We start from the raw sequence: 26,802 nt of genomic DNA on the forward strand, positions 1-26,802 counted from the left end.
ATAGGCAATGCCTAACTTCGACAACATCGTCGGCCGCGCGGACGTAGCCGACGCGATGATCCCTGACCAGATCATCAACGAAATCATCCAGGAGGCACCAAAGTCCTCCGTCATGCTCACCAATGCACGCCGCACCCCCATGTCCAAGGGCAAGGCCAAGCAGCCGGTACTAGCCGAGCTACCCGACGCCTACTGGGTAGACGGTGACACCGGAATGAAGCAGACCTCCAAGGCCACCTGGAAGAACCAGACCATCACTGCTGAAGAGCTTGCAGTCATCGTGCCAGTACCTGACGCCCTCATTGATGACTCCGACGTTCCACTCTGGGACCAGATTCGCCCACTACTTGCAGAAGCCATCGGCCACAAGATCGACGGCGCTGCCCTTTTCGGCCAAGACAAGCCGAATTCCTGGCCGACCGACATCTTCTCTGCAGCAAAGGCCGCCGGTAACACTATCGCTACCGGAACCAATGCTGACCTCGGTGCAGACGTCGCCGCCTTGGGCGCCCTCGTGGCAGAGCAAGGCTTTGCAATCAACGGCTTCGCGTCCAAGCCAGGCCTCAACTGGCAGCTAATCGGCCTGCGCACCGAAACCGGACAGCCCATCTACGCCCCAGCCATGTCCGAGGGACAGCCCGCAACCCTCTACGGCTACGGACTTGGCGAGGTCTACTCCGGAGCTTGGGAGCCTGATAAGGCAACCATGTTCGGGCTGGACTGGGACAAGCAAGTAGTAGGCATCCGCCAAGACATCACCTACGACCTGTTCTCCGAAGGCGTCATCTCCGACGCCGACGGCAAGGTAGTACTTAACCTGATGCAGCAGGACACCAAGGCGCTCCGCGTCGTCATGCGAGTCGGTTGGCAGACCGCAATCCCAGCCACCCGCGCGGGCAAGGGCAAGAAGAAGATCTATCCAGGTGGCGTCATCACCCCGGCAGCTTCCGCGCCCGCTGCCGCATAGTACGGAGGGCTAGGACATGGCATACGCAACCCCAAAAGACGTCCGCGATCGCTGGGTAGGCAATGATGCACTCCCCGAAGACAGCGTTTTAGAGGCTTGGCTAGAAGATGCAGAAACTCTCATCTTCGCCGAGGTACCGTCCGTCATGTCTCGCCTGACCGATGACCCGCAAGAAACCTGGCGCCGTCGACTTATCTACGTTGAAGCGCAACTTGTCTCTCAGGTCATGCGCAACCCCGACGGCGTACGCCAGCGCGCTCAGACTGCCGGAACATTCACCGATTCCGTCACCTACGGAACTGAGACCATTGCCCAAGCTATGACGCTGACCCCAGCTCATCGCTCCATCCTCTCCGGAGGAGGAAATAAGCACGTCGGTATAGACATGACCCCAGAGCAGACACGTCATCCACTAGATACGGCTTGGGTTAACGGACCACGAGGCACACAGCCACGGGGGCAAGCATGACAACACCGTTCCCACTGCGCCACACGGTACGAAAAATCAGCCGCACCGTCACCGGCCGCGACAAGCTCGGCAATGCCACCACCAAAGAAATCACTTCTGACGTGGTAGTAGCCGGCTGGTCCCAACCCACATCCGACGAGCCTAAGCTCGCCGGCCATGAACGTCTCACCGTCGACCTTGAGATCTACGCGCCTCCCGAAACATTTAGCGAAGGAGACGCCGTAGACATCCCCAGCTACGGACAACTCGAAGTCATTGGACACCCAGAGAACTACTCTCATTCCCCATTCGGATGGGACCCCGGACTCGTGGTCGTCAACGCACGAAGGAAAGACCGATGAAGAAACCATTATTCCGCGTCTACCATCCAGACGGACACGACCGCCTCAAGACAGACGGAACCTTAGATTTCGACGGAGGCTCCCTCCTCGTCTGGCGAGACAACACCCGCACCCATCTAGTAGCCGCTTACTCACCAGGAGGCTGGATAACAGCTCACTGGGAAACCAACGAAGAGGAGGCCGAAGATGCCTAAAGCTCGCTACAAGTCCAATCGCGCCGGGCTAGAAGCTCTCGCTCGCGGGCCAATCGCTCAAGGAATCGTCCGTACGTACGCTGAGCAAAAAGCCTCAGCTGCGGGAGATGGATTCGTAGCCTCTTATACGCAAGGACGCCGACGCTTTGTAGGCATTGTCTTTGCGGATACATTCTCAGCTATGCGTCGAGAGGCTCGGGACAACGTTCTTGTCCGGGTGCTCGGATGATCCCTGTCCCGTACACCACACAAGATGTTGCTGTAAAAGCACTTGAGCAAGCATTGCGGGTTCCCGTTTCGACCGAAATTCCTGAAATTCGTCCTGATCAGCACATTGTGCTCGGGCGAATTGGTGGAGGACCCGAATCGATTGCAACGAATGATCCTCGCTTTCTCATCGAGTGCTATGCCTTAGATGCGCTAGAAGCCGAAGCCTTAGCAGAAAAGGCTCAACATGCCTGGGTGCATCTTCGAGGCAATGGCGTTGTCCGTGGATATTCGGACAACAACCTTGCTCCGTATCCGTCTCCGGATGTGGAGCACGTCAGATTCCAATTCACTGGCTCTCTAAAACTTCGGCTCTAAAGAGCCATTTCCTTTCAGGCCCGGCTCACCCAATCTGAAAGGACAAGCCTGATGGCTATCAATGTAAATAACTCTTTTGTCGGTACCCCAGCTATGGACGGCGGTGTCTATTTCCGTGCAGCACTGGGCACCAAGCTTCCTAAGTCCGCAACCGAAGCACTGGACAACGCATTCGAAGACCATGGCGCAGTAGGCGAGGATGGCTTCTCTGTCACCCCGACTCGCAATAACACCGATATCCGCATGATGGGCGGCGATGTCTTCCGAACCATCCAGTCCGAGTACGGCGTGGAAATCGTGCTCACCCTCTTGGAAGACGATACCGAAGCAGTTGTAAAGACCACCTTCGGCGATTCCAAGACCACGACGAAGGAAGTCAAGGACGGCGGCGTCGAGCGTACTGTCTACTACTCCTCCGATCCTCTGCCAATTTCCACCCACGTGCTCAAGGCCGTCGATGGGGATAAGACCAATCTTTACCTAGTCGAGCGCGGCCAAGTGGTCTCCGTTGGCGAGCGTCGCGTAGCGCACTCTGACGTGACCCGTACCGAGCTGACCATCCGCGCCTACAAGTCCACCGCAGAAGAGCTCAAGGGCGCCAATGTCGTAGAGCTTCGCTATAACCCGAATGGTCCGGAGAAGAACTCTGAAAAGGAAGACACGGATAACACCCCTGAAGGGGAATCCGAATCTGGATCCACCGCAGAGTCTGAGGAAACCAACTCCGACCCGAACGCCGAGGCATAGCACTGTCGGTTTAGACCAAATCTAAATTCACCCACCCCGGGGCCTGGCAGCGGGGGATAAAAATCACTGCCACCAATTCTCGTCCCGATGTTCGTGGGAAATTTCCATCCCATTGAGCCGGGCCTGCCTACGTCATCGGGGCGGGCTCAGACTTTGGCCCGGCTTATACCTAACCAACCCGAAAGGACCGGCTCATTATGTCTCTGAAAATTCAGCACATCACCGAAGACGTGCAGACCTACACCATTCCGGCAGCAGGATCTGACGACACCTTCGTCGAAGTAACCCTTCCTGACTTCGACTGCCAGCCGCAGACCGACCTGCAGGCAATCGACGATGAGACCAAGAAGCAGAAACTACAGATCTTCCAGACCGAAGGAATCCGTCTAGTTCTCAAGCACTACAACCCAGACGAGGAAGACGCGATTAACCAGCTCGTTACCCGCCAGCTCATGGAAATCGGCAACGACTGGATCAAGTCCGACAAGTCCGGACTGCTGAGCGGCGGTGATACGGGGGAAACCGACTCTTCCAAGTCCTCCGCCTCCTCAAAGAAGAAAAAGAGCTAGCGGCCGCACTCACCATTGACCTCATGCAGCGCGGCCTCAGTCTCAGCATGATCGGCCGCGGCCTGTCATGGGCAGACATATGGATATGGCTTACTAATCCACCCGCAGGCAGCCAAGTAGCTGCCTGGGGAGTGCTGCAAGAAAAGACGCCGGCGCGCGAACCCTCGCACGCTGAAAATGCCCCGGCTCAACCACCCCATCGCACCCCGAAGCGTCCGCAGCTGACTGCGAGCGAAGTACGCGCCCGGGTTGCGCAAAGAACCGAATAGCCCCAAGGGCACGTAAAGAAAGGCGGAAAGAATGGCTACAGAGCTTGGTACCGGCTGGATCCGAATCGCCCCGGACGTCTCCCAAATCACCCCTGAGGTCTCGAAGGCCCTCGACGCGACCCAGGCCTCTGCTGACTCGTCTGGCAAGGGAATGGGCTCGAAGATTGTCGGAGGACTCCGTGGCGTTATGAAGACGGGAATGATCTCCGTCGGTACCGCCGCGGGTGCGACTCTCGGAGCGTCTATTACCAAGGGCGTAGGTCGCCTCACTGCAATCGAAAACGCTGAAGCTAAGCTTTCTGGCCTAGGAAACTCCGCCGAGGACGTATCCAACATTATGGATAACGCCCTTGTATCGGTTAAAGGCACTGCTTATGGACTCGACGCTGCAGCGACTACTGCAGCTATGGCAGTTGCCTCTGGTATTGAACCTGGAGAACGACTTGAGCAAGTACTAACAACCGTGGCCGATACCGCCGGCATTGCAGGCGCAAGTATGGACGAGATGGGCGCCATCTTTGGCTCCGTCGCGGCACGCGGAAAGCTCCAGGGCGATGACCTGATGCAGCTGACCTCCCGCGGTATCCCTGTCTTGCAAATGCTGGGTGATGAGCTGGGGAAGACCTCGGAGGAAATCTCCGACATGGTCTCGAAGGGCGAGATCGATTTCGAGACCTTCGAATCTGCGCTGCGAAATCATATCGGCGGTGCAGCTCAAGAAGCCGGTAAGACCACAAGCGGTGCTTTCGCTAACATGTGGGCGGCTGCCTCGCGATTCGGCGCAAAGCTATCTGGGCCTTTCTACAATCAAGCAGCAGGCGTTTTTACCGGAATCACAGACTCCATAGACAATCTGGCCGACAAGAGTGGACCCTACATCGATAGGTTCGATTCTTGGGTAGGCGGAAGCGCGATTCCAAAGCTAAAGGAGCTTGGAACCACAGCGAAAGACGCGGTGGCTGGATTCCTTAACTCCAGCGATGTGCAATCCCTGGCTTCCAATACCAAGGACGTCTTTTCTGAACTGATTACCTCGGGGGCGCGTCTAGCGCCTACCATCGGACAAATCGCAGGGGAACTAGCTAAGGCCTCTGCTTCGCTAGGCATCAGCGGCTGGCAGCTATTCTTAACCACGCTCGAGGCCACCAATGGCGTTATCACAGCCTTTACCCCCGCCATCGAAGCACTATCTGGATTCATGGCTGACCATCCGGCGCTGGTTACAGCAGCCGTAGCGGCATACACAGGATTTAAGACCGTCCCCGGAATCATAGAAAAAGCTACAGGTGCTCTCGAACCTCATGCGACAAGGCTCGGAAAGGTAAAAACCGAGCTAACTAACTTGGGGCCAGGGATCCGTGACCTAAAGCGGTATTACTCGGAAACCGGTCGTGAAATCGGCAATTTCGACGCCGCAATGCAAATGGCAGCGACGTCCAATACAAAGTATGTATCGCAGATGGGGCGCGCCTACACTCAGGCGTCCGCACCGCTTAAAGAGTTTGCTGCTTCGCATAAGCTTGCAGCTGCAGAAGCAAAGACAGGTGCGCTACAGGCTGGCAACAGCTGGGTAGCTGCAGATCGAATGATTGCTCAAGCTGGCCACAGCGTAGTCGGCTCTGTAACCAATATGGCTGGAACCATCAAGGGCGTCGGCGCTGGTGCTTTTACCGGGATTAAGTCTGCTGCTAGCAGTGCGGTCAATTTCTTAGGCGGTCCATGGGTCGTAGGTATCGCAGCGGCAACATTCGCAATTTCTGATGCCCGTGCGGCTGCCGCAGCTCTGGATCACGCCAACGCTCAAATGGCGGCATCCGCGCGTGAATCTGCCCAAGCCCAAAAGGAGCTAGAAGCAGCGTTAGCCGGCACTACCGGCGCTTTGAACGAGCAAGAGATTGCAACCGCTGCAAAGATCGTTAAATCGGAAATCTCCGACATCGTTGAGCTGGGAAGCCGGAAGTTTTCGATGGTCGAAAACTTAAATATGGCCACAGTCGCTGTCGACGAGTTCATGGACAAGATCCCTCTGATGTCCAGCGAAGAGCAAAAAGCGCGCACCGTGGCTACTCGCCAAGCAAAGACCATGCGCGATGCATACGACTCGCTTAAAGACGGCGCAGACGAACTCGGTATATCCATCGATGATGTTAACTCTGTCGTGGCTGAAGGCGGATCTGACTATCGCAAGTTGGTCTCCAATCTGCGCGAGTCCGGAGATGCAGGCAATCGGGCAGCAGATCAACTTGAAGAAGCCCGCGCCAAGGTGGAAAAGATAGTTGATTCTGCCCGCAATATAGATCCAGCCTTTGCACAAGCATCCTCGGCCATTGATGTACTCGCAGATTCGGCTGCCTCGGGAGAAGATAAGCTATCGGCTCTCGAAAAGCTTATGGAGTCCATGGGCCTAGCGCCAAAGATGGCCGAAGAAGCCCTCATGGACACAGCTGATGCCGTCGACAAGATGGTAGAAAGTGCAGCGAATTCCCAACTTCCGGTGGAAACGCTTGGCGATGCCCTCTTCGGGCTCGACGGGAAGCTGGAACCAACCAACTCCTCGGCTCGCATGCTGCACGAGAATCTCACGGATTTGCGACAGCAGCTGGAACAGGCCGCAGTATCTGGAGCAGACACGCAAGAAGCATTCGACCTCATGCAACCTGCTCTGCAGTCCTTGAAGGAACAGTTCGGCCTCACCGACGATCAACTCCAAGGACTTATCCAGTCCTACGGACTAGTACCGGAGAACATAACCACCGCAGTTAACCTTGAAGGAGCCAGCGAAACTACCCAGTCGCTTGCTTCGGTATGGGCTTCACTAGACGGTCTTGAAGAAGGTAAGACCATCAACGTCGGCGTTCTCGACGAGAAAGCCGCGGAGTACATCGACCGGCTCGGCTACGAGATTGAAGAACTTCCGGATGGCACTTTTGAGGTCACTAGCAATACCGAAGAAGCGTCCAACAATCTCCATAACGTCGTCAACCGCATGGCCGAAATCGACGGCACAGACGTAGATGTCTCCCTAGCACTGGATAACAGCCAGTTCGAGATGAACGCGCAACAAGCGCAAGACCTCATCAACTACCTGGACATTCAAAATCCGTCGCCTCAAGCGCGGATGATCATCGACCAGCTGAAGTCTAACCACTCCATTGCTATGGGCGACCTTGCAGTCCTGGACGCCCAAAGCCCTAAGCCCACCGCAGACCTAGCTAAGCACCTTCTCGATAACAAGGTAAAAGACGCGAACGGAAGCCTAACCAAGCTCGCCGGCAGGCAGCCAAAGCCCAAACTTGACGCTGATACCGGAAGCTTCAACTCCAAGGTGAACGGCGCCATCAGCCTCATCAACTCCCTTCCTCAAGTCAAGGTGGTTAAGTTCGTTGCTGAAAAAATAGGCAACTGGGTTTCCGGAAACGCCGGCGGTGGACGAGTCCCCAAGCTGGCCTCCGGCGGCCGCCTACCCGTCTATGGGCCAGGCACCAACGTCATTGACGGCTTCCTCGGCGTTGACGAAGCCGGCATGCCGACAGTGCGAGTTAACCGTGGCGAATGGGTAGTCAACGGACACCGCTCCAACCTATTCAACGGCACCATTGGCGCCCTCAACTCCGGCAGCGCACAAGACATCGTCGACAACCTCTACCGAGAACTCCCGCACCTCTCCGGCGGCACCGCACTCCAACAACAGCGAGGGCAAAGCGCGCCGGGTGAGCTCCAGGCGCTTGCCGGTGGAGGAGTTATCGGCTCCATTACGGACATCGTGAAGAAGAAATTCCCGATGATGACGATTACTTCGACGCTGCGCAACTCGAATGATTATCACGGTATGGGAAAAGCCGTGGATTTCTCTAATGGTTACGATGACACCCCAGAAATGCAGTCTGCTGCCAAGTACTTTGCTGATAATTATGGAAGCCAGCTTCTAGAGCTCATCCACGCGCCTTTTAACCACAACATCAAAAACGGAAAGTCCGTTGGCGATGGCATGAGTTTTTACGGCGCCGGCACCATGGGCCAACACCGCAACCACGTCCACGTAGCTGCGGACGCTCCGCTCGCACAGAAGGACGCCAAGGTAGCTGCAGTTGATAATGAGAAGGCTGAAAGTACAGATTCTGCTTCTAGCGCTACTGTGACCAAAACATCACGCTCTATGCAGTGGAGCAACGATGATAAGAAGCAGGTCAGTTTCGGCTCTGCAGATTCCATCTACAAGGGAGTGGCTAAGGCTCTCAAGGTAGGGGAGCGAAAGGAATTCCGTGTAGGCAAGACATCCGAGTCGAGAACATCTGTGACGCCGTCGGATACTAAGCCTCTGAAGGGAACTACAGCGACAGGCTCCGGTCATAAGGGCTGGGGCCATGAGCACTTTGTAGAAGAGATCGCCCGCAACGCTAAGGCCCATGGGCTTCCTGACCGCGGCGCCATGATTGGCGTAGGAACAGCGTTCGTAGAATCCGGCAACCCGTTGAAGATGTACGCCAACCAAGCCGTCCCCGACTCGCTGCAGTATCGCCACGATGCCGTTGGCAGCGACCACGACTCAGTTGGCCTATTCCAACAGCGACAAGCAGGCTGGGGAACACTCGCACAACGAATGAACCCATATCAGTCCGCTGGGCTGTTCTTTGATGCCATGCTGAGAAAGTTCCCCAACTGGGGTTCTATGGAACCAGGATCAGTCGCCCAAGGAGTCCAGGTCTCGGCATTTCCTGACCGCTACGCCAAGGTCATGGGCGCAGCCCTGCAGGCCGTAAAGAATACGTCCCTGTATGATTCCGGCGGCTGGCTCGAACACGGAAAGTTCGCGCACAATCTCTCAGGCAAGCCAGAACCCGTGCTAACCGCCGGTCAGTGGGGCGATGTCCATGGAACGATGGTTGCAATTCCCCGCCTTGTAGGATCGATTGACCGCCTAGTCCCAGTGCTTGCTGACATTGCCCGTACTGGAAAATACACCGGCAATCACGGCCTCGACCTTCCGGAAAGCTCCACGTTCGTTGTAGCTGCGAAAAAGGTCTACGCCGTCAGCCAAAATCTCGAAGCCCAAGCCAAGAAACTCGAGCAAGGCTACATTAACGCGGGCCGGCAACTCACCGCCTGGACTAACGCCAATGTGCGTTGGTTCGACAACACGGAAATCGTCGTCGATGCTGAAGCCGGCCTGCAAGAAACCCGCGAGCAAAACGCGCAAGACCTCGCCAATCTGAAGCAAGCTGAGAAGCAACTTGCAGAAGCACGCTCGAACCTCGCAAAGGCAGAGTCTGAAGATGCCGCGCTATCTACCAAAACCAAGCGCCGATTGGCCGACGCCGAGCGCAAAGTCGAAGAAGCGCGCAAGGAATCCATTGCCACCTCCAAGGATTCTGAAGCTACGCAAAAGCAACAGGCAGCGAAAGCCAAAAAGCTAGCCGACGCCGAGCGAAACCTCCGCCGCGCCCGTGAAGACGCCGCCGCTGAAATGAAGAAGTCCGGAAATGAAAACGCGGAATCCGTCGCCTCTGCCATAGAAGACGTCCAAACCGCCGAGGAACAGCTATCCAACGCACGCGAGAACGTCTCTCAGATAACCAAGCGCACAGAAGCCGCAGAAAGAACCCTCGCCGGAGCGCGTATCAAGGTAGTTTCTGACCTAGTCGGATCGCTTTCCGATGCAGTCGACTCCGCCTTCGACTCACTTGGAAAATACGTAGACCAAGCTATCCGCTTTGGCGGCATCGTCGAAGAAACTAAGCAGTCCATCTCCAAGCTCGCGCAAGAGCGCGTCACGTTAAACCTGGCCACGATTAAATCCCTCGGAGATCTCCGTATCGCCGAATGGGATGTTGCGCGCGCTCGTATGGACGGAGCCATCGATGTAGCTTCTGCAGAAGCTGACCTCGCCAAGGCTCGCGAAGGCCACCTAGTAATGGGAGCAACATCCGTATCCGCACTAGGCGATGCCGTAGACCGCTTCCGTGTCCTCGGTATGGACGCCGCCGACGCTCTGGGAACGTCCGTAGTTACCAATGCGAAGGAAATCCGCGCGGCTGAAGCTGCCCTAGCTAAGGCACGCGCCACGGCAGCCATCGGAGAGCTGGAAGCACAAAACCGCGCCCGAGTCGCCTCCATCGCAGCAGCCAAAGCCACGGTGCTCCAAGCCCAAAACGCTGCAGTCCTCACCGCCCACACCGAAATGCTTGCCAAGCAATCAGCGCAACTCAACGGCATGAACAATCGCCAGCAAACCGCGCTTCAACAACGAGTCCAAGGCGGACAAAAGACCGCCGGCGGAATACTCGGCCTCCTTGGCGGACTAGTCATGGGCGGACTTGGCGTCACGACGATGAACCCCGCACTCATCGCGTCAGCCATCGGAATGGGCGCCAAGGGAATCGCAGACACTGTCACCGGTGCAACGATCCTCAAGCACCACGACAAGAAAGCCGCCGACGAAGCCTGGAAGGCGCTACCACGCGGAGACCGCGTAGGAATCGGCCTCGGCGCTGGATCCTCCGCCCTCGCAGGCGCCGCCGGCATCGGAGCTGCCGCCTACACAGGAAACGCCGAATGGGCCACCGCCGGACTCGACGCCGGAAACCAAATCTGGGACGCCACAATCACCGGAATGGCCGAGCGCCAAAAAGCTGCATTCGACAAAATCGACGCCGAATACGCCGACGCCATGGCCGACATCGAAGGAAAATACGGCTCCAAGATCGCCGGACTCGACGCCCAACAAGAAGCCGTAGAAGCCGACTACCAGATGAAGCGTGAAGCACTCGCCGCCGAAGAGGCATACCAAGAGCTACAAAAGCGCATCGCGGAATCATCCACAAAGGTAGAAACCGAAGCGCTAGTCAAGGCCTCCGAAGTAGCCGCCGCGCGCCGGGAAGACCTTGTTTCTGCCGCGCGCGAGACCAACCAGCTCCTCAAGCAGAACGTCACCGTCCAGATACCAGCCGGCCAAGCCTGGACCTCTGACCAACTCGAGAGCTACTTAACCAATCTGTTCGCAGAGTTCAACGGCGTAAAGGCAGACGTCGAGCAGATACGCCAAGAAAACAAGCCCAGCGGCCTAGACATCATCATGGCCGGACGATAGGAGGACCCCGTGCTCACACTGAAGTTCCGCGCTCACACCGGAAAGCTTTATGACCTCTTCGCCCCGGACGCCGCCATCGGCGTACCTCAAGGCGGGCTCAAGCTTTCCGCTAACGTCACGAGAACCACTCAAGAAGCACTTGGCCGCCCCGGCACCTTCGCCGCTGACCTCAGCTTCGGAGAAATGACCGGCTCGCTTACCACCACTATCGACGCCAGCCGCGCTACACCGAAAGCCACACTCGAGGAGATCTACCTCGAGTGGCTCAACGCGCATAGCTTCACTCGACAAGGAACGTTGATAGCGGGACGCGATAATCTCCCACAGCTCGATCGCAGTGCGGAAGTAAAACTCGCTCAACACCTGCCCAATCCCGATATCGTCCCGGAAAACACCACGGAGATGGAAGTAGAAGCCCAACTCGTCGCCGAATACGGGGCATGGTTCGGGCCATGGAAGAAAGCGACCGGGTCGACCTTCGTGGAAAACACCGGACAAGTTCCTCTCACATACCGCGTGCGATGGAAGGGAGAAGGCGGACGAGTGCTCCTCCCATCCGCCGCTTACTTCACTCTGCCTCCAACCACGACCGAGCGAATCCTTTACATCTCCGACGATGAGTCCTGCATGGTAGAGCGCACCGATGGCACCCCAGACCGAAGACTCTGGAAAGCCATGGCGGGGGCCGTCCTGCCCGAGCCCATTGCAGTCGGAGACACCAGAGCAATCACCGTTCCAGCCGGCGCCACCCTCGAGTGGAGACTCGGCTACGCACATCCCTGGGGGTAAAACATGAAACTGACCGAATGGGAAAACCACGCGAAGCACCGGAGCTACATTGAACAAAAGCACAAAGCCTGGTGGGGATTAGCGGGCCCCGACGGCGAGCCCATAATGGACTTGCCCGCCCCCTTGCCCGACTATGAAGTCCCCTCCACGCACAATTCGACCTCCGCAGCCCGCGCAAAGTTCAACATTCTTGGCCGAGGCGGCCATATCCATCCCGCTGTCGGAGCACTCATAGACGACAACATCGGCGCCACTGACAAGGAAGCCCGCCTGCAACCGGCGCTTCGCGGCGTCCACTTCCTCGTCTATCAGAAAACGGCGTGCGCCTAACCTTCCTCATCGCAGCTGCCACACTCACCGGACCATATTCAGCACCAAACGTGATGGAAATCCAAGCCGCCGACATGCTCACGCTCATCGACGGCATACCCCTCTGGTCCTACCCACGATCCCTCCGCGGCCAATGGGCCGAAATAGATCGCGATTACGCCGCCGGCTGGAAAGAAAAACGCCAGATTCAAAATGTCCACTTCGCCGCCCAAGCAGATGGGTTCGTCCTCTCCGGAGACGCCGAGCCTACTATCCGCCGCGCCATCGTTGAATCACTCGACGCCACCTGGAAAGCCATCGGACGCTCCGACGATCCACCTGTCGTAGTCTCCTCCAAGGAGTCAGGCAACCCTAGCCCCAAAGTCATGATCCGACCCGACGACGGCTTCCTCTGGCAAACACTCGCCCCCATCGCCGCCATGGCAGGCACCACCATCAGCGCCACCATGTGGTGGCCAGGAGACCCCAAAGTTCCCGGACACGACCTCACCAAACCCACCATCGTCGTAGAAGTAGACCAACCAAAGGAGGTATAAATGTCCCTCGTCAAACTAAGACCCGACGGCGGAAGCCTCACCGCCACGCGCCGGGTCTCGTACTTCGTCTATGGGCGATGGTCGGTCACCACACCCGAGGGAATCGAGAAAGAGCGACCAGCTTATCTGGATGAGCCTATTGAGTATCCAGATGGGGCCACTGATGAAGAGAAGCGCGCTCTGGACCTCAAACGCGAGTTAGAGCGGGACTCGTGGGATGACCGCCTTACTGATGGCTACATTGCACGCACCGATTCCGGCGACTTAGGCCGCTTTGATTTTGGATTCGTCCGCGCCGACGCCTCCATGGATATGAACACCGGAGCTTCGGACGTCGAGCAGCAGATCCGCACAGGGATTAAGCGTTCGGACGGCGACATCTTTTTCCAAGCTGACGTTTCAGGCGCGGGATTAGGCAAAGCAATTCCGAGAGTGGATTACTCCACGGGCTCGACAGTCGACGCTCGTATATGGTCCGTCGACATTCCTTCCTTAGTCACCTCAATCGCTGATGTCCCAAGAGATACGCGCGTACATCTGGGCGGCCAGCTTGCAGCTGATGCGGAAAGCTTGCGTTCGAGAAACGCTCAGATTGAATCCCAGATTGCCGCAGATAGGAAGAAAAATAAGCGTGAGATAGATACTGCTAAGTCCGCCGCTACGTCTGCAAAGTCCACGGCCGAGCAGGCCAAACAGACCGCCGACGAAACCGCTACGCTAGTCAAGAACTTGGATATTGACGGAAGCATCCAGGAAGCCCGCGAAGCTGTGGACGCTTCCAATGAGCTGCTTAAGCTCGTACGGCAGTTCACCGGCGCGGCCGCCGCCCAGGGCGCGCAGGCGCAAGCGTCAGCGTCGATGGCTATCGAGTATGCTCGCCAAGCCGAGCTAATCTTAGACCAGCTGGATCCGCTCCGCGATGACGTTGTCGAAGCTCACGCCGAAATAGCTCGCCTTTCCGGAGAAGCGGCTAAAGCAGCTCAGGAAGCAGCCGCCACCGTCGCTCGCGGCGAACAACACGTTCTTGCCGCCCAAAGAGCGGCGACCGCTGCGGCAGCTGACGCCTCTGAGTCGCAGCAACTCGTAGAAGAAGCAAAAGCGAAGCTTGCAGAGCTGGCCCCACTGCAAGACAAAGCTAAAGAAACCCTTGCAGATGCCCAGGAGCTTCTCGACAACGTCGACGGCTCAGGCCAAAGCCTGGCTGATGTTCTCGCAGAAATCGCGGCTAAGCACCAAGAGGTACTTTCTGCGCACGACGATATTCTGACCACCCACGGCGAAATCCTCGAGATCCACGGTGAGGCCATCCGGTACGCCGCCATGGCTGCTGCGCAGGCCGGCGCTGCCGCCATGCAGGCTAGCCAAGCAGCAGCTGAGGCTCTGCGTGCAGCTGACCTGAATTCTCAGGCGATTGCGGCGCTTGCGGAAGCGGACAAGAAGCTAATTGAAGCTGACCAAAAGCTGCAAGAACAGATTGATGTCCTCGAAGAATCCCAACGCTTACTTGCCCAGGCCGTGCGCTATGTGGCGGCTGCTGCTGCGCAGGCGGCGCAGGCTGCTATGTCCGCAGCACAAGCCACAGAAGAAAACGCCAACGCGATTGAACAAACAAACGTCGCAGTCGATGCTGCGGCGGATTCCGTGGAAGCTTTGCAAAAAGCAAGCGCGGCTCGTGATGAAGTCATGGGCAATATTCAAAAGTCGGTGAATTCAGCGGCGGCGGCTGCGTCCAGTTTGGAAAAGTCTCAGGCTGCTTTTGAGGACACGCTGCTCATTCAGCAGAATGCGATTTTTTGGGGAGAGGTGCACCGCACCCGAATTTTCGACAAATACAGCATGAGCACCGTCACTAATAACGAGTTGATGACGATGACTCCGATTGAGTCGGATCGGAAACTCCGATTAGATTTCAAGGGGATTTGGGGTGGACGTGTTCAGGTTATTGGGCGCATGGTGGATGCGTGGGGAAAGAATTCGTGTGTTGATTTCTTCTCGTATGGTGCCGGGCCTGGGTATCGACGGCTGATTGTGGAGCCCGAGGTGGTGAATTATGGCGTTGACAAAGTGCACGTCGTCGTGGACATGTGGTGGCCAAATCGGGCTTTGGAGTTTGTGTTTGTCCCGAAGGCTGGTGGTGGATGGGAAACTCCGCCGTATGAGGATTCAATTCAAGGCGGCGTGAACCTCGGCCTCATGCATGAGGGCACGATGATTGTGTACTGGCCGCGGGGGAAGGGGTATCGCGCCAGCCGTGCGGTGCAGGTAACCCCTGATGATGGAAGGACGTGGAAAACATATCCGGCGGGTGCATTGCTGCCCGCATCAGCAAGCATTGGTGGGTATCAGGTGACGGGCATTCGGCCTGTCCGAGGGGATACTCGCCCTGTCAAGCTGACTGAACAAATCTAGTTTTGCCGATTGCCGATTGCCGATTGCCGAGATGGCTATACGGCACCCAACTATGAAGGAGGAAAAGATGACTAGTCCTAGCGTGGACCTCGACGGCATCATGCCGTACGGCGTGACTGTTTCAGGAGATGGCACTAACCGGACAGCTAGGTTTGTGACGTCCGCGAAGCAAGCTAAAGAAAATCGTCTGGAGTTACCTGGCGGGCCAGTGAGGGTATCCGCCTCGTGGTCAGGCGCAGAAGCTGTGCGCTTAACCTTGGCTGGCGTAGGTTACCCGGTGAACATTCCGGCGGGGGGGGGATTCCGGTCTGGGACGGCGGTCGTTGGGTCGAAAAGCAGGGACACTATCTACCTGGAATCAGCCAACGACGTGCCACTTTCTGCTACGGGGCGCGGCACCATCGAGGTGTACCCACTCCCACAGCTCTAACCACACAGGCGGTGGTCTAAATGGCCACACCACTGGAAGCACTGGACGGCATTTTGCCGTATGCGATTCGCTACAAGATGGGCTCCGGAGCCTACATGGTGACGGAACCGAACCAGCGCGCAAGCGGCGAGTCCTACACTCCGCCCGCCGGTGTGTACCAAGTGCAGCTGGCGTACACGGGGCCGGAAGCCGCCGAAGTGTGGTGGAGGCCCGACAGGGGCAACGCGTCAACAATCAAGATGTGCCAAATCCCCGCCGACAAATCAGGCGCACCACGCAGCGCTCGACCCCAGACCATACAAGCGAACGGAACAGGCCAGCTCTCCATTACGACCACTCCGCGCCCCAACGGCGGCGCTCAATCTACCTCAACCGCTTCGCTGCATATCTACCCACTACCTCAGTAGCCGCGGGGGTGGTCGCGTAATGACTACCCCTAACTTGGATTTTCCGATGCCTGTAGCGGTGACGTGGACCGCCTCTGGCTCGGGAAGCAATTTGAATGTGCACCGTACCCAGCCCCGGGAAGAGATTGGCGGGCAGACACCGTCCCCGCTTCGGTGGTATCTGCCTGCTGGCGGCTACAGCATGATGATCACCAACTACCTATCATCCCCCATCAATGTCGCGTGGATGCCGGGACCGGGCCGGGACTGGATCAACCTATTTGCCTGTAAGCCTGGGGAGTCTAAAACGACGACGATTAGTGCCACTGGCTGGGGATTTTTCCTTATTGCTGGTGATAGTAATTGGTCGCCTGCTGATAAGGGACACGCCACGATGACGATTGCTCCATTCCCACAGGCCTAACTCAGCCACCCTCCCCGGGGTGGCTTTCGCATATATCTGAAAGGACCCAATCATGGAAGAATTCGATTTCGACGCCTGGGTGGAAGGCCTGAAGGCCATCCCCGAGGACAGGCTCATGGACGCCGCCGCCGCTGTGTCCCGAGAACGCCGCGAACGACCCGCCCGCGCCGCTGAGGAGAAAGCGCGTGCTGAAATCGTGGCTGGTCTAGCCGAAACCGCGCCGGAACTCGTCTCCGCGCATGTCACCCTAGAAGAAGCAAAGACCGACCCCGGCAAGGTACCCGAATGGAAGAACCCCGGCTCGGACTTCCTCAAAGCCTCCCGCCAGGGCGCGGTTGTGAAGCACGCCGGTAAGTACTGGCTTTCGGAAACCGAAACGCTGAACGTGTGGGAGCCCGGGGCGGAAGGCGTGCACACCACAATTTGGCGCGACGTCACCCACGAAGTCCTGCCACCCGCCCCCAAGACAGACGGCAGCGGAAAGGTCATCGCACAAGGAACCGCCGACAACCCATTCCCATTCGTCGCCGGCATCCAAGTCAAGGCAGGCCAATACGTGCTCTTCCAAGACCAGAAATACAAGGTCTTACAGGGCCATACCCTCGCAGACTACTGGCCACCTAACGCCGCCCACAGCCTTTTCACCAAGGCCTAAAGAAACCACGCCCTCTAGCAACCCGCTAGGGGGCGTTACTCATACAGAAGGAGGTACACGGAGTGAAAGACTGGCTAAATGTCCTTCCTGATCGTGTCAGACTAATTCCCTGGCATTTCACGCCGGGGCGCGCCGGGCGGAAGATCCGGCATGTCACTGTCCATCACATGGCGATGGTTGGGGGAATCGACAATTGCTATAACGTTTGGCTTTCTCGTGAAGCTTCCGGCCATTATTCGGTCGATCCGAAAGGTGAAGTGGGACAGCTCGTTTGGGATAGGGACACTGCATGGGGGAATGCCAACTTGGTTTCTAACCAGGAAACCATCGTTGTTGAGCATTCCAATGAAGCGGGCCAAGCAGCTGATTGGCCTATCGGAAAGACGACGCTGGATACCGGAGCGCACCTCGTAGCTGCACTGTGTCGCTTCTACGGCCTTGGCCGGCCGGTATCGGGCGCCAATGTCCGTTTCCACAATATTGAATCGGGCGGCTTGACGTCTTGCCCGTATCACTTACGTCCAGGACATAAATATCACGACCACTACATCGCACGTGCCCAGTATTGGTACGACGAAATGACTAAGCCTGCTCGACAGGCACCGAAGAAAGAGGAGGATTTTCTCATGGCATTGACCGCAGAAGAGCAAAAGGAACTGCTCGCCAAGACCCGCGCGATCCACAACGCGCTTTTCGCCCCTGAACCATCCCGAGTCGAAGGATCCAAGTTCAAGGCGCCGCTGACTGAGTTCATTATGCAGACCGACCGCAAGGTCGAGGAACTTCACGTGGAATATCGAGGAAAGGCATCTCAAGCGCAGAAATCCCTTGATCAGCTTGCTGACGCCGTCGAGGCGCACGACGAAACAGAGGAGGTTTGCAAGGAACCGGAGGAAGAACATGCGCAGTAAGCAATTTTGGTTCGACCTTCTGGAGCGCGCAGCGAAGACTTTCGCGCAGACGCTACTAGCATGGCTCGTCGTGGATCAGGCCGTATGGGAGATGGACTGGAAACAAGGAATTGGTTTAGCAACGACAGCAACGATTGCCTCTATCCTGACTTCCTTTGCTTCCCTTAAGGTCTCCACTCCTGAGACAGCCAGTTTGGTCTACGTAGGCCGGCATCGAGCAGGTGACTAGCATGGCCCGATGCATTGACTCGCAGTGGAAAACGCGGATGAAAAGACGCTTACTTTCAGACGAGATGGGTCTAGTCATTTTGGGAGTCCTAGGCGCCGCGCGCGGGATTAGTTACTTTCCGCCTTTGGTAAATCCTGACCGAAAACCGGCGCATCTCTTAGAGATGGTTGCATCCCCACCAGTATGGGGAGTGATCTGGGTGCTTGCCGGATTGGGGTGTTTCACCGCCATTATCTGGCGTCAATCCCAACCCTTAGCAGTCGGGATGATGGTTGGAATGCACTTTCTATGGGCATTCACGTTTATCACTAATGGTGGACGCGGATGGGTTACGGCTATCGCCTATCTATGTATTTTTGGTCTCACATTCTGGGCTTTTGCCCGAGGGCGCAGAGAACCGGAGCTAGTACCGCAGGAGACGCCAAGACGTCCCTCAGAGGATCTGAGAAAGGAGTAACTACTTATGGTGGATACTCTCCTCGGAGGGGCCATAGCAGCATTTTTTACGGGACTTTTTGCGTGGCTCGCGGCGAAAGCTACAGGGCGCTCCCAAGTGGACGCCAAAAAGGTGGAGCAACAAGGCCCGCAGTGGGAAAGCTTCTCTCAGAAAATCATGGAGAGAATGGACGCGCAGCAAGAAGAGATTGATGGCCTGAAGCAGGAAGTGAGTACTCTCCGTGAGAAAGTAGAAGCCATCTCTCAAAAGTATTGGCGCGCTGTATTGGCTCTCCGGCGAATATTTGACCGCCACCCAAAGGCAATAGAGGACGCCCAGCTAACCAAAGACGTCCATGAGGACGTTTTCGAGGGATAATCGTCGACTGCAAACACCACGCAAACATAGGCTAAGATAGCCCAGGTAAGGCCCCTTTAACTTCTCTCTACGGATCAGAAGGTTGGGGGTTCGAATCCCTCCGGGCGCACAAAATAAGCCGCCTTCGGGCGGCTTTTCTTGTATCTAATCTATTTCGCAGGTGCCCGTCTATGAAGTCTTCCTCATTGCTGCCGGGTCTCATTGCCGGCATTGTCCTTGGCCTCGCACTATGGCTCGGTTCTGGGAGCCTGTGGCTCCTTCTGGGCGGAGTTGTGCTTGGTCTAATAAGCGCCCCGCTTCTCAAGCTTGCTGCTGATCCCTCTCGGTCGCGCAAATATCGCGATGATAACTTCCGCGATTAGATGGATTTTCACTGCCGCAATAAGTCATATGTAACCCCTTTATAAAATGCAGGACACGTATAAAACGTTCACAGCAACCTCCCAGATAGACTTAGTAGAAAAAGAAAGTCTTTATTAATAAGGGGACTGCGGCAACGCGCTCCCCTCTGTCTTGAAGGAGAACGCCCGGTGTCCGCATCTTCGCGCATCGTTGGGCTTGATATAGCCCGCTCACTTGCCATTATTGGCATGGTAGTCCTGCACATGGCCTCCCTCGTGTGGCATACCAAAGTCATTCTCAACGGCCTGCCCGCCGCGCTTTTTGCCATTTTGGCTGGCGTCACATTGATGATTATTGCCCGCAATTTCACGGTGACGACGCTTCTGCGCATCCTCGCCCGAGGCTGCATAATTACACTCATCGGCCTCGCTCTACTGCCCCTTGGAGGTGAGATTCAGGTCGTCCTAGTAGTAATTGGCATCACCATGATGTTGCTGTGCTGGGTTCCCCCGTTGCACTGGGCCTGGAAGCTAATCCTTTTCGCTGCGGCCACCGTAGCCGCGACCGTGAAATACGCTCCGCTGACCCTACCGCAGGTATACCCACTGCTGGCCTATATCGCTTATTTCCTCGCCGGCATGCTGCTCTATGAAATCTATATTCGCAAGCAACGCGCAGCTGCGCAGTGGGTTTCCACTGCTATAGCCGGCATCGTTGCCGCTATCGGTTTTTACTTCCGCTTTACTACGGACATTACTGGCTGGCTACGCTTTACCGGCCACACCGGCGTCGTGGGTGAGATCGTGCTGTCCATTGCCGTCGCTGCAGTCGTCCTGCACCTCTGCCTGCTTGCTGGTCGAGCTGCGCCCAAGCTGGTCTATCCCTTTGCTGCGCTGGGTGCGATGTCGCTGAGCATCTACATCTTGCACGTGCTCACCGCTTACTACTGGCAAAGCCACATCGCCCTGCACAACACCGCCTGGGCCTGTGCCTTCATTGCCCTCTTCCTCGTTATCGCAACCCTGTGGCGCCGCCTGATAGGGAAGGGGCCGGCCGAATGGGCCGTCGCCAAAGCTATTGCCATCGCCGTTCCTGCCGGAAAGAAGGACTAATCATGCAGCACAAAATTTTCCCCGCCTTGCTCGCCGCCAGCATCGTGGCACTGACTGCCGCCCCGGCCACTGCACTCGAACACGGTGATCCAGCAACGGACTCCCCGGAGGCCCGCACCGTCGCCCAACTCAAGATAGGACGCGTGGGTAGTTTCGGTGATTGTACCGGTACTCTCGTGGCCGCCCAATGGGTGCTCACCGCACGTCACTGCCTCGAGTCTGTGAATAACACGGGCACCCAGGCCCGCATCAACGGAACCACCTACGACACTGATTCCTGGGCACTGTCCCCGCTTTCCGACGCCGCCCTTCTCCACCTCACCGCCCCTGTCACCGATACAAAGCCCGCAGAGATTTCCACCCAAGTTCCGGAACCGGGCAAACGCGGCACACTCTACGGCTGGAGCAGTAGTTCTTCTATGGCGCGCCGCGGTCAGCTGCCCCAAGCGGAAATGGAAGTAGCCGAGCTCCTCGGCGGTAGCCCCGCCGAACCTGCTGGCGCGGACGCTGCCGCGAGCGCCGGTGAGGATGCCGATGTCGGAGAAAGCGTTCCCGCGGCCGAGGCTATGCCGGGGCTTAAGGCACCGGAGGGTACAGAAAGCGTGCCAGCCAGCGAGGCCATGCCGGGTGGGGCGCCCGATGGCCCGATGCCGCTTATCGAAAGCGCCATCCTTGATGTTCACTCCACCGGCCGAGCCGGTATGCAAGGCGGTGACTCCGGCGGCCCCTTCTTTGTCGACGGTAAACTCGCCGGACTCGCCACGGCGGGCACCGCGAACGGGGACCCAGACCTGCCTTCACCTAGCGCGGCTATTACCACGCTGGCCGGCACCAAGGACTGGATCGAGGGAGTGGTGAGCGGACGCGATAAGGAAGCGATTCTCACCGCGGAAACCACTCCCGAACCGCCGAAAACCCCGCAGACCAGCGCCGACCACGCTTGGCTTTATGCCGAAATAGCAGTGCTAGGTCTTATTGCCGCCGCGGTAGTATCCCGCATTCCCGGCCTACGGGGTCGCAAGCGCTAGAAAATCTCGATGCGCCCACCCAGGGACTCGGACTGGCGCAGCTGCGCCACCCAATTCGGGCCGCCTGGGTGTAGGCGCAGCACCGGGCGGGAAGAAATCTTGACCGGGGAGACCGATTCCTTGCGCGCGCCAGAACGGGCATCGATACGGGTGCGGGCGCGATAACCGGCGTCGGAAAGCTCGGCGATGGAAGGCTCGGGGGAGTCGAGCTTCTCGCGGGCGTCGCGAAGCAGATCCAAGGCCTCGTCCAAAGCCTCCACCAACGCCGGGGCATTGGTTTCGCACATCTGCTGCACTAGCTCCGGGTGCGTACCGGCCACGCGCGTGGCGTCCTTGAAGGAACCGGCAGACAGGGACTGCGCCAAGATTCCGCCGTTATCGCCCACCACGGCGAGAATTTCGGCGAAGACATGCGGCAGGTGGGAAATGCGCGCCACCGCAGCATCGTGGTTAGCTACGCGGATAGGAACCGCCTCCGCGTGTACCATCTGCGTCATGCGTACAACCTCGGTAAAGGTCTCAATCCATTGCTTAGGAATCTTTTCCCCACGCGCCTCGCACTCGGCGGCATAGTCATAAGTAATACCCCACGCCGCACGGCGGAAGAGGTCCCGCTGGGAGTTATCCCAACCGGACTTGGAGGTGCCCGCCATCGGATGCCCGCCCACGTAGCGCGATTCCATGCCGCGTTCGAGGACCTGCTGGCGTACCGCAGTCTTTACGGAAACCACATCTGTAATACCGCAGCTAGGCGCGTGCTCCTGGATGGCATCGAGGACCTCGCCCACCGCGGTCATGGGAACAGCGATGACGATGAGCGCATCTTCGGCTTCCGCGCGGGTCAAAATAGCGGGAAGATCATCGGTGACGTCAAAGCCCTGCTTTACTGCAGTGCGGGCGCCAGAAGTGGAGTGGTTATATCCAAAAACGGGGTGTTTATATCCGGCTAGATCGCGCAGCAAAGAGCCGCCGATGAGGCCGAGACCGATTATGCAGATAGGGCGTTGAACATCTTGAGAACTCACGGTGACAATTGTGGCACAACACGACTAATCTCACGAGGTATGAGCAACGAAAATTACTCCTTCGCGGTAACCGTCGCCCGCACTGCGGGCCAGTGGCTGGTGCGCAGCTTCAACGATGACTTCGAGGATCCGCAGACCTCCATCAATGCGGTGCGCAGCCTGCGCTCTGAGGGCGCTGCGTTCGCGCTGCTGTGTGTGGAAGATGCCTATTTCATTGCCGTGCGCCCCGTGCCGGGCGGGGTGAAGATGCTCATTTCGGATGCCACCTATGGCGTTGATGATGACTTTGCGGCCGATTTCATGGATATCAACGACCATGAAATCCCGGATGTGGACCCTGAAGAGGCCGACCCTTATGGCGAAGGCGATTTCGATATCTTCGCCGATCTCGGCCTATCCGAGGATCAGGTGGGCTACATCATCGACAATGACGAAGACTGGCCTTCTGATATGCTGCTGCGCATCGCCGGCGAGCTCGGCTTCGGCGATGAACTGGAAGACGTCATTGATAACGCCTGAGCCCCTTCTGCGCGCAGAGGCCCGCATGCGCCGCGCCCTGGACGTCGCCAAGTGCACCCCGGCAGGCGATGTGCCGGTGGGTGCGGTGCTTTTTGACGCCGCCGGAGCCGAACTCGCCACCGGTGTCAACCGCCGCGAGCAACGCGCCGATCCCACTGCCCACGCCGAGGTAGAGGCCATCCGCCAAGCAGTGCGCGTCTATGGAGACGGCTGGCGCCTTTCCGGCTGTGAGCTTGTCGTCACCTTGGAACCTTGCGCCATGTGCGCCGGAGCCTTGCAAGCGGCGCGTGTGGGTTCGGTAGTCTTTGGCGCTTTTGAACCCAAGACCGGCGCGTGCGGCTCGCTAATCGATGTCCTGCGCGCCCCCACTGCGCCCTTTACCCCGCAGGTTCGCGGCGGCGTCCTCGAAGACGAATGCGCCGCGTTGCTCCGAAACTTCTTCGACGACCTGCGCTAAACGCGCGTACACTGGTGCCCATACATTATCCGTCTAATCAAAGGAGTGATTATGGGCGATTTGGAAAACAAGAAGGACGGCCTCGTAGGCAAGGCAAAGGAAGCCTACGGCGAAGCTACCGGCAACGAGGACGTAGCTAACGAGGGCAAGGCCGACCAGGTCACCTCCGAGGCTAAGGACAAGCTGTCCGACGCTGCCGAGGGCATCAAGGACAAGGCCAACGAGGTTATCGGCGGCCTGAAGGACGACTAATCCTCATCCGTATTTCTGCATATCGCTGCGCTGGCACCCCGCTGGCGCAGCGATTTTGTCGCTCGGGCGCACTCCCGTAATCTGGAACGCGGTGGCGTGTCCGAGCGGCCGAAGGTGATCGCCTCGAAAGCGATTGTTGGGTAACCCCCAACCGCGGGTTCAAATCCCGCCGCCACCGCACCGAGATCCCGGTCTGTTTGCGCAGGCCGGGATTTTCTTTTTCCCGACCAGGCCGCGGGCGCGGGGGAGGGGCCCGGCTGGCCGCCAGCTGTGAAAACTGGGACGCAGGTGGCTTCGCGATAGGGGATTATAGGGTGCGGCCACTACACTAGGGCGAAGTTCAACCCGTCCCCCACGCGAATGCGAAGGTACATCTACCCGTGGCTACATTGCTTTATCGTCTTGGGCGCTGGTCTTTCCTCCATAAGTGGAAGGTCATCGTGGCATGGCTGCTGCTGCTCGCCGCCGTTGGCGGTGCCGCCGCCTTGCTGATGAAACCGATGACGAGCGAGTTCTCCATTAAGGGAACCCCGTCTATCGACGCCACCTATAAGACCATGGACCTCTTCCCAGAGGGCGGCAACCCTGCCAATTCACCCTCGGTCAACGTGGTCTTCAAGGCCCCAGATGGCCAGAAGCTTTCTGATCCAGCAAACCGCGAGGCCATCGACGCCACCATCTCCTACCTCGAAGACAACCTGAAGATGGGCGATACCACGCGCTTTGGCAACCCGCTTGAGGTCTCACCTCGCCTGCAGGATCAGGTCATCCACCAATTCACGGATATGGGGCTGCCGGAAGCATCTGCCCGCGCTGATGCGGATAACCTCGCCATGGTCAACGATGACGAGACCATTGCGTATACCACCTTCAATTTTGACGCCGAGTCGCCTTATAGCGTGGAGCAAGCAGATAAGGACACCGTCACGGAGGCGATGAATATCGCCCGCGACCGCGGCCTTACGGTCGAAGGCAATGGCGCCGGATTTGGCGATGAGATCGCAGTCAATTCCACCTCTGAGATCATCGGCCTGGGCGTCGCCTTCCTCGTGCTCATTTTCACCTTCGGCTCGCTGGTGGCCTCGGGAATGCCCTTGGTGTCCGCCGTCATTGGCGTGGGACTCGGCGCGCTGGGCATGTTTATTGCCACCCACTGGATTGAGCTCAATAACATGACCCCGGTTCTGGCCATCATGATCGGCCTGGCTGTGGGCATCGACTATGCGCTGTTTATTCTTTCGCGCTACCGCGCCGAGCGCCGCCGCATGGACGGGCCCGATGCCGCAGGCATGGCGGTGGGTACGGCCGGCTCCTCCGTGGTCTTTGCCGGCGCGACGGTCTTTACCGCGCTCTTCGCGCTCATCATTGCGCGCATTGGCTTCCTCACGGCCATGGGCTTGGCCGCCGCCGGCACCGTCGCGATCGCCGTCTTGGTCTCGCTCACGCTCATCCCTGCGATGCTGGGCTTGCTGGGCGATAAGGCCTTCAATGGTCGAATCCCCGGCGTGGCCGGCAACCCGACCCGCAAGGGCAAGCGCCGCCGCGGGCCCACCATGGGCAACCGGTGGGTGCGTTTAGTCCAGAAGGTGCCCGGCCTGGCTATGGCGCTGGTCGTGCTCTCCTTGGGGGCTATGACCGCGCCGGTACTCCAGATGGAGCTTGCCCTTCCGGCCGATACCACGTCGAACCCCGATACCACCCAGCGCAAGGCCGCCGACATCATGTCCGAGGGCTTTGGCCCGGGCGTTAACGGTCCTTTCCTCGCCGTGGTCGATGCCCACACGGTCAACGCGGAATCCGGCGCCTTGGCCCCGCTTGTCGACGCCCAGTCCCAACCCGAACCAGCCCCCGCTCCCGCTCCTGCCCCCGAAGAGGAGATGCCTGAGCAGCCGCAGGGGGACCAGCCCGCAGCCGAGCCGGAGATCGCCCCGGCCGCTGAGGTGGTAGACACCTCCGCAGATGCGGCCGACGCTGCCTCCCCAGAGGACAAGGCCGCGCTTGCGTCCTTCCTCTACACCGCGGACCAGCTCAAGGGCTTGGGCGGGGTGAAGCACGCGCAGATTGTCGGCCTGAGCCAGGACAAGCGCGCCGCACAGATCATGGTTACCCCGGAAACCGCGCCCACGGACGCCGCAACGGTGAACGTCGCACACGCGCTGCGCTCGGCCACCGGCGAGATCGAGGACGCCACAGGTACCGACATTGGCCTGACTGGCCTAACGGCCGTGCAGCTCGATATCACCGAGCGCCTCGAGGAAGCCATGGTGCCGTACCTGGCCATCGTCGTGGGTCTGGCCATCGTGCTGCTGCTGTTGGTCTTTCGCTCCATCTTGGTGCCGCTGGTTGCGGGCTTGGGCTTCCTGCTGTCCGTCGGCGGCGCTTTCGGCCTGACCGTCCTGGTCTGGCAGGAAGGCCTGTGGAACCTGGTGCCCGCGCCGGGCCCGCTGATTTCCTTCATGCCCATCTTCCTCATCGGCGTGACCTTTGGCCTCGCGATGGACTACCAGGTCTTCCTGGTCACTCGCATGCGCGAGCACATCTCTCGCCACCCGGAGGGCACCGGCGGGCGGTATAGCGCCGTCGACGAGGCCACCATCACCGGCTTTACCCAAGGCGCCCGCGTGGTCACGGCCGCCGCCATCATTATGATTTCGGTCTTCGTGGCGTTTATTAACCAACCGCTGCCATTTATCCAGATCTTCGGCTTTGCCTTGGCCGCTGGCGTGCTTTTCGACGCCTTCTTCGTCCGCATGACCCTCGTCCCCGCCACCATGTTCCTCATGGGCCGCGCGACGTGGTGGATGCCCAAGTGGCTGGCCAAGATTCTGCCCACCCTGGACATCGAAGGCACCGCCCTGGAAGAAGAATGGGAAGCTAAAAACGCCACCCCAGCCCCTATCCCTGCAGACAAGGAAGAAGAATAGAT

The 26,802-nt window shown here is 58.3% G+C and carries 26 protein-coding genes and 1 tRNA gene; 26 read left to right on the plus strand and 1 reads right to left on the minus strand.

Translation table 11 applies throughout. The features are described 5' to 3' along the window. The first annotated feature begins 7 nt into the window (after window positions 1–7). The 21 genes from ACLI1L_RS00905 to ACLI1L_RS01005 all read left to right on the plus strand — a co-directional run bounded on the left by ACLI1L_RS00905 (window position 8) and on the right by ACLI1L_RS01005 (window position 21,623). On the plus strand, window positions 8–967 hold the full coding sequence (locus ACLI1L_RS00905; protein ID WP_411707808.1) for a phage major capsid protein: 960 nt from the start codon (window positions 8–10) through the stop codon (window positions 965–967). 16 nt (window positions 968–983) lie between these two features. Further along, window positions 984–1,436 carry a hypothetical protein gene (locus tag ACLI1L_RS00910; protein WP_411707809.1) on the plus strand — a complete coding sequence of 151 codons (453 nt, stop codon included), beginning with the start codon at window positions 984–986 and terminating at the stop codon, window positions 1,434–1,436. Continuing rightward, on the plus strand, window positions 1,433–1,777 hold the full coding sequence (locus ACLI1L_RS00915) for a hypothetical protein (RefSeq protein WP_411707810.1): 345 nt from the start codon (window positions 1,433–1,435) through the stop codon (window positions 1,775–1,777). The genes ACLI1L_RS00910 and ACLI1L_RS00915 overlap by 4 nt, the downstream gene beginning before the upstream one ends. Then, on the plus strand, window positions 1,774–1,971 hold the full coding sequence (locus tag ACLI1L_RS00920; protein ID WP_411707811.1) for a hypothetical protein: 198 nt from the start codon (window positions 1,774–1,776) through the stop codon (window positions 1,969–1,971). Before ACLI1L_RS00915 ends, ACLI1L_RS00920 begins: the two co-directional genes overlap by 4 nt. Continuing rightward, the gene (locus ACLI1L_RS00925) at window positions 1,964–2,200 is read left to right on the plus strand and encodes a hypothetical protein (RefSeq protein ID WP_411707812.1); all 237 of its coding nucleotides are present in this window, start codon (window positions 1,964–1,966) and stop codon (window positions 2,198–2,200) included. The genes ACLI1L_RS00920 and ACLI1L_RS00925 overlap by 8 nt, the downstream gene beginning before the upstream one ends. After that, window positions 2,197–2,556 carry a hypothetical protein gene (locus ACLI1L_RS00930; RefSeq protein ID WP_411707813.1) on the plus strand — a complete coding sequence of 120 codons (360 nt, stop codon included), beginning with the start codon at window positions 2,197–2,199 and terminating at the stop codon, window positions 2,554–2,556. Before ACLI1L_RS00925 ends, ACLI1L_RS00930 begins: the two co-directional genes overlap by 4 nt. Before the next feature lie 51 nt (window positions 2,557–2,607). Further along, entirely contained in the window at window positions 2,608–3,303 is a 696-nt protein-coding gene (locus tag ACLI1L_RS00935; protein ID WP_411707814.1) for a hypothetical protein, read from the plus strand. Window positions 3,304–3,500: 197 nt separating this feature from the next. Next, entirely contained in the window at window positions 3,501–3,872 is a 372-nt protein-coding gene (locus tag ACLI1L_RS00940) for a hypothetical protein (protein WP_411707815.1), read from the plus strand. A 300-nt stretch (window positions 3,873–4,172) separates the two neighbouring features. Continuing rightward, window positions 4,173–11,228 carry a tape measure protein gene (locus ACLI1L_RS00945; protein ID WP_411707816.1) on the plus strand — a complete coding sequence of 2,352 codons (7,056 nt, stop codon included), beginning with the start codon at window positions 4,173–4,175 and terminating at the stop codon, window positions 11,226–11,228. Between the two features lie 9 nt (window positions 11,229–11,237). Continuing rightward, window positions 11,238–12,017 (plus strand): hypothetical protein, encoded by a 780-nt coding sequence (locus ACLI1L_RS00950; protein ID WP_411707817.1) that lies wholly within the window; start codon window positions 11,238–11,240, stop codon window positions 12,015–12,017. Window positions 12,018–12,020: 3 nt separating this feature from the next. Then, entirely contained in the window at window positions 12,021–12,347 is a 327-nt protein-coding gene (locus ACLI1L_RS00955) for a hypothetical protein (protein WP_411707818.1), read from the plus strand. Continuing rightward, window positions 12,338–12,883, plus strand: coding sequence for a hypothetical protein (locus ACLI1L_RS00960; RefSeq protein WP_411707819.1), 546 nt, complete (start codon window positions 12,338–12,340; stop codon window positions 12,881–12,883). The genes ACLI1L_RS00955 and ACLI1L_RS00960 overlap by 10 nt, the downstream gene beginning before the upstream one ends. Beyond that, complete coding sequence (locus ACLI1L_RS00965) at window positions 12,884–15,292, plus strand: hypothetical protein (RefSeq protein WP_411707820.1); 2,409 nt, start codon at window positions 12,884–12,886, stop codon at window positions 15,290–15,292. An 856-nt stretch (window positions 15,293–16,148) separates the two neighbouring features. Then, the gene (locus ACLI1L_RS00970; RefSeq protein WP_411707821.1) at window positions 16,149–16,532 is read left to right on the plus strand and encodes a hypothetical protein; all 384 of its coding nucleotides are present in this window, start codon (window positions 16,149–16,151) and stop codon (window positions 16,530–16,532) included. A 52-nt stretch (window positions 16,533–16,584) separates the two neighbouring features. Further along, window positions 16,585–17,187: a hypothetical protein gene (locus tag ACLI1L_RS00975; protein WP_411707822.1), complete on the plus strand. Its 603-nt coding sequence runs from the start codon at window positions 16,585–16,587 to the stop codon at window positions 17,185–17,187. Between the two features lie 62 nt (window positions 17,188–17,249). Beyond that, window positions 17,250–18,098 carry an N-acetylmuramoyl-L-alanine amidase gene (locus ACLI1L_RS00980; protein WP_411707823.1) on the plus strand — a complete coding sequence of 283 codons (849 nt, stop codon included), beginning with the start codon at window positions 17,250–17,252 and terminating at the stop codon, window positions 18,096–18,098. Beyond that, a complete protein-coding gene (locus ACLI1L_RS00985; protein ID WP_411707824.1) occupies window positions 18,088–18,327 on the plus strand; it encodes a holin in 240 nt (79 codons plus the stop codon). The genes ACLI1L_RS00980 and ACLI1L_RS00985 overlap by 11 nt, the downstream gene beginning before the upstream one ends. A gap of 553 nt (window positions 18,328–18,880) precedes the next feature. Further along, on the plus strand, window positions 18,881–19,141 hold the full coding sequence (locus ACLI1L_RS00990; RefSeq protein WP_411707825.1) for a hypothetical protein: 261 nt from the start codon (window positions 18,881–18,883) through the stop codon (window positions 19,139–19,141). Window positions 19,142–19,311: 170 nt separating this feature from the next. Next, on the plus strand, window positions 19,312–19,503 hold the full coding sequence (locus ACLI1L_RS00995; protein WP_411707826.1) for a hypothetical protein: 192 nt from the start codon (window positions 19,312–19,314) through the stop codon (window positions 19,501–19,503). 168 nt (window positions 19,504–19,671) lie between these two features. Continuing rightward, entirely contained in the window at window positions 19,672–20,595 is a 924-nt protein-coding gene (locus tag ACLI1L_RS01000) for a DUF418 domain-containing protein (RefSeq protein WP_411707827.1), read from the plus strand. A 2-nt stretch (window positions 20,596–20,597) separates the two neighbouring features. Then, window positions 20,598–21,623 (plus strand): trypsin-like serine protease, encoded by a 1,026-nt coding sequence (locus ACLI1L_RS01005; RefSeq protein ID WP_411707828.1) that lies wholly within the window; start codon window positions 20,598–20,600, stop codon window positions 21,621–21,623. On the opposite strand, the gene ACLI1L_RS01010 is transcribed toward ACLI1L_RS01005, so the two are convergent. Beyond that, window positions 21,620–22,648, minus strand: a complete 1,029-nt coding sequence (locus tag ACLI1L_RS01010; RefSeq protein ID WP_086588621.1) for a prephenate dehydrogenase — start codon at window positions 22,646–22,648, stop codon at window positions 21,620–21,622. The genes ACLI1L_RS01005 and ACLI1L_RS01010 overlap by 4 nt on opposite strands. Window positions 22,649–22,687: 39 nt before the next feature. Between ACLI1L_RS01010 and ACLI1L_RS01015 the strand changes: the two genes are divergently transcribed. From ACLI1L_RS01015 to ACLI1L_RS01035, 5 genes are all read left to right on the plus strand, one after another. Then, window positions 22,688–23,167 carry a tRNA adenosine deaminase-associated protein gene (locus ACLI1L_RS01015; RefSeq protein WP_023020373.1) on the plus strand — a complete coding sequence of 160 codons (480 nt, stop codon included), beginning with the start codon at window positions 22,688–22,690 and terminating at the stop codon, window positions 23,165–23,167. A 25-nt stretch (window positions 23,168–23,192) separates the two neighbouring features. Then, window positions 23,193–23,624: a nucleoside deaminase gene (locus tag ACLI1L_RS01020; RefSeq protein ID WP_411708381.1), complete on the plus strand. Its 432-nt coding sequence runs from the start codon at window positions 23,193–23,195 to the stop codon at window positions 23,622–23,624. Window positions 23,625–23,675: 51 nt separating this feature from the next. Next, on the plus strand, window positions 23,676–23,876 hold the full coding sequence (locus ACLI1L_RS01025; protein WP_086588623.1) for a CsbD family protein: 201 nt from the start codon (window positions 23,676–23,678) through the stop codon (window positions 23,874–23,876). Window positions 23,877–23,966: 90 nt separating this feature from the next. Next, window positions 23,967–24,054, plus strand: a tRNA-Ser gene (locus ACLI1L_RS01030). A gap of 202 nt (window positions 24,055–24,256) precedes the next feature. Beyond that, on the plus strand, window positions 24,257–26,800 hold the full coding sequence (locus ACLI1L_RS01035) for an MMPL family transporter (RefSeq protein WP_411707829.1): 2,544 nt from the start codon (window positions 24,257–24,259) through the stop codon (window positions 26,798–26,800). The last annotated feature ends 2 nt before the right edge of the window (window positions 26,801–26,802 follow it).

Source organism: Corynebacterium sp. LaCa117 (assembly GCF_046717765.1).
Taxonomy (GTDB): domain Bacteria; phylum Actinomycetota; class Actinomycetes; order Mycobacteriales; family Mycobacteriaceae; genus Corynebacterium; species Corynebacterium kefirresidentii.